Origin of the sequence: Bacillus cereus, from assembly GCF_002561295.1 — a bacterium.
Lineage (GTDB): Bacteria > Bacillota > Bacilli > Bacillales > Bacillaceae_G > Bacillus_A > Bacillus_A cereus_S.
Map to the genome: position 1 here is coordinate 1 of NZ_NTUG01000046.1, position 3,267 is coordinate 3,267.

Below are 3,267 nucleotides of genomic sequence, written 5' to 3' on the forward strand. Positions count from 1 at the left end.
ACCGTGTCTAACTTTTAGGGATCACTTCAGTTGCTTAACGCAATTTGTTCGTTTTTATTTAAATCCATAATAACTAAACCACTTTTTTAGGTGGAAGAGAGCATCCGACCATGCATAGAAGCGGTTAGGGCCTTTTTTAGCCCCATGCCAAGTTAAAAACAAAGGGAGAAAATGAGTGGATGTCTCTTATTGTTTTCATAGCAGCAACTTGTATGCTGAAAAACACTTGTGTATACATACCCATTCAAAAATCAACTAAAACCTTGTTTTTTAACCGGGGGATGAAAAAATCCCACTGATTAAAGTTTCACTTTATATATTTTGGTATCAACAAGAAACCTTTATAATGGAAAGTAGAGGTGAAAAACATGTCAATTGAAACACTATGGAGCGATCGTTTCCAAAAACATATACAAAACATTCTTACATATTTTTTTCGAATGATTAGTGGTTTATTATATAGCTTCATCTTTATTTCATGCGTGGGCGCATATTATTACGCAAAGTTTCTTAAAACATCCCCTTCTAAAGGAATTTCATTATTACTCATCATAACTGTACTTACAATCATTATAATGAGATGTAAAATCCGTACTTTTATCCAAAAACCTGACGCTGTCTATTTACTAGCACTGGAAGAGAAATTAGCACCTTATTTCAAACAATCTCTTCTATATAATTATGTCATACAGCTATTTCCATTGTTATTTACGTTTCTAATCCTTACACCACTAGCAATGCAAACATTACAGACAACTGTTCCATTCTTATGTACAATCTTTTGCATTTTAATGTTACTAAAAGGTTGGAACTTATATATCAATTGGATATGGTGTGATCATGATAGCAGCCACATTTGGTTTATCATTCGATTCGCTTGCACTGCGCTGGTTCTTTACATGCTTTTTCAATCTGTATCAGTCTTTCTATTAGGAGCTATGCTAGTACTTCTGATTTTGATATTTGTTTATACAGTAAAACAACCGACAAAACGAATCGGTTGGGAATATATCATTGAACAAGAAGAAATAATGGACATGCACTTTTATCAATTTGCAAACTTTTTCACCGATGTCCCGCAGCTGAAAAAGCAAGTAAAACAAAGAAAATGGCTCACAACTTGGCTAGAACCTATCTTACATAAAAACCAATCTACTTTTTTATATTTGAACACTTTATCATTTTTACGTGCAAATGATTATTTCGGTATATATATTCGATTAACGATCATTGGTTCTTTCATTTTATATTTCGTACCGAATGTATTTACAAAAGGCGCTATTACTTGCTGTCTCTTATATATGACTTCTATGCAATTGCGCTCCTTATGGAAATATTTTTTGGGAAATAATATTGTGACATTATACCCGATTTCACACGACACACGAATCAATCAATTTCTCACTCTTGTATTTTCATTAGCAATCGTTCAACTAGTGGTATTTTCTATTACTTTATTCGCCTCACTACTGGAGTTTTTGCCGGTTCTTTCAACTGTTATAGTGAGCATACTTTTTATCAAATTTATTATCGTTCCAAAAACAAAAAAACGAATTTCTTCGCCAACACTTTAAATGAGATACTTACTTGTTAATCATTTAGAATTATGATTCATAATTTTAGAAATAAAAAGAGAGCATTTAAATACGCTCTCTTTCTTTGCATGAGTAACAATAGATGACTTTATCCGCTCTTCATATAATTGGTTCATTACTTCCCAATAAGAGTATACAGCTGCTTTCGCTTGCATCAATCTCATAAGCGATTCCTCCCACCTCACTTCTTTTCTTTCACTGAATTGTGAGTTGGAAGTGTTGCTATCCGTAACATCCCACTTGCTCTTCCTGTAATAGAATGGTATCTTCCATACTGGAGCACATTTTTTTATTTATGAAAGAGAGGTGTATATTATTTGTCAGCGGCCTAGATTACGCCAAAACAGATTCCACAACAAAAGCGGTATAATGTTATTATGAGGCACTTTCTAAAACATTTGCAGCAGGCATTGGGGATACATCTCCAGTGGATGGTAATGAGCACAAGAGCGAGTTTGTTCTTGTATTGATTAACATTGGCTGTCATACATGCCTCCATTATCGTACAAACAAGAAATGACGTTTATATGTATAGGCTTATGAAACTAGCCTAGTATAAGCGGTTGGCCAACCGGTTTTGGCTGACACACATAATATGTATAGCGAAAGGAGAAAAACAATGACTTTACAGCTTAACGATGCCATCTACGGCGAGTTTAAAATTGACGGTGTCCTATTAGAACTCATTTACAGCGAGCCAATGCAACGATTAAAAGGAATTTATCAAGGGGGCGCTAGCTATCTTGTAAATTCAAATTGGAACAACACACGGTATGACCATTCAGTCGGCACGATGTTGCTTGTGAATAAACTCGGAGGTTCATTGGAAGAACAAATAGCAGCTTTATTACATGACGTCTCACATACAGCATTTTCCCATGTTATTGATTATGTCCTAGGGCATAAAGAAGAAAATTATCACGAAACGATTTATGAACAGATCGTTGCTCGATCGTCAATCCCTGGCATTTTGACGAAAGCTGGATTAGACTGGGAAAAGATTTTACTTGATGACAGCCAGTGGACGTTACTGGAACAACCCGCCCCGCATTTATGTGCGGATCGTGTTGATTATACATTGCGTGACTTATATGCTTACGGTCATATCACATTACAAGAAGTCCATCGTTTTTTAGACCACCTTGTGACTGTAGACGGAAAGATGGTTTGCAGCGATCAGTCAGCGGCAGAATGGTTTGTGAACACGTATTATAAAGAGGTTATTGGATTTTTTATGAACCCGCTTAATATGTTTGGAAATGATCAACTTGCAAAAACATTAAAGCTTGCTTTGGAAAAAGATGTGTTGACTATAGAAGATTTTCTGAAAGAAGATGCAGATGTAATTCGCTTATTAAAAGCCTCTGGCGATAGTAGCATTGCGTCTATGCTGCATACGCTGCTGAACAGCAAAGTTGAAAAAGGAACGCCATCTTGTTTTGACGCCCATCAAACAACAAAACCGCGCCTCATTGACCCACTTGTTGTCGTTTCGGGTCAACTTGTTCCCGTATCCAACTTGTCAGCTAGTACGAAGGCACTGACAGAACAAGCAAAGCAAACGATAGAAAAAGGCGTATATATAAAAATTTGCTCCCAGCAATGAGTGAATCAAATGCCATTTGATAATGTAAATAAACACTCCACTGTTTCTGAAGTGAACCCAAAAAGT

3 protein-coding genes are annotated in these 3,267 nt (G+C 35.9%); 2 read left to right on the forward strand and 1 reads right to left on the reverse strand.

Features of this window, described 5'->3' with window-relative positions:
• Positions 1 to 368: 368 nt before the first annotated feature.
• Entirely contained in the window at positions 369 to 1,574 is a 1,206-nt protein-coding gene (locus CN373_RS22315; protein WP_098360171.1) for an ABC transporter permease, read from the forward strand.
• 20 nt (positions 1,575 to 1,594) lie between these two features.
• Here CN373_RS22315 and CN373_RS25655 read toward each other — a convergent pair whose 3' ends face one another.
• Positions 1,595 to 1,759 carry a hypothetical protein gene (locus CN373_RS25655; RefSeq protein WP_165771904.1) on the reverse strand — a complete coding sequence of 55 codons (165 nt, stop codon included), beginning with the start codon at positions 1,757 to 1,759 and terminating at the stop codon, positions 1,595 to 1,597.
• 455 nt (positions 1,760 to 2,214) lie between these two features.
• On the opposite strand from CN373_RS25655, the gene CN373_RS22320 reads away from it, so the two are divergent.
• The gene (locus tag CN373_RS22320; protein ID WP_098360172.1) at positions 2,215 to 3,201 is read left to right on the forward strand and encodes an HD domain-containing protein; all 987 of its coding nucleotides are present in this window, start codon (positions 2,215 to 2,217) and stop codon (positions 3,199 to 3,201) included.
• Positions 3,202 to 3,267: the final 66 nt, after the last annotated feature.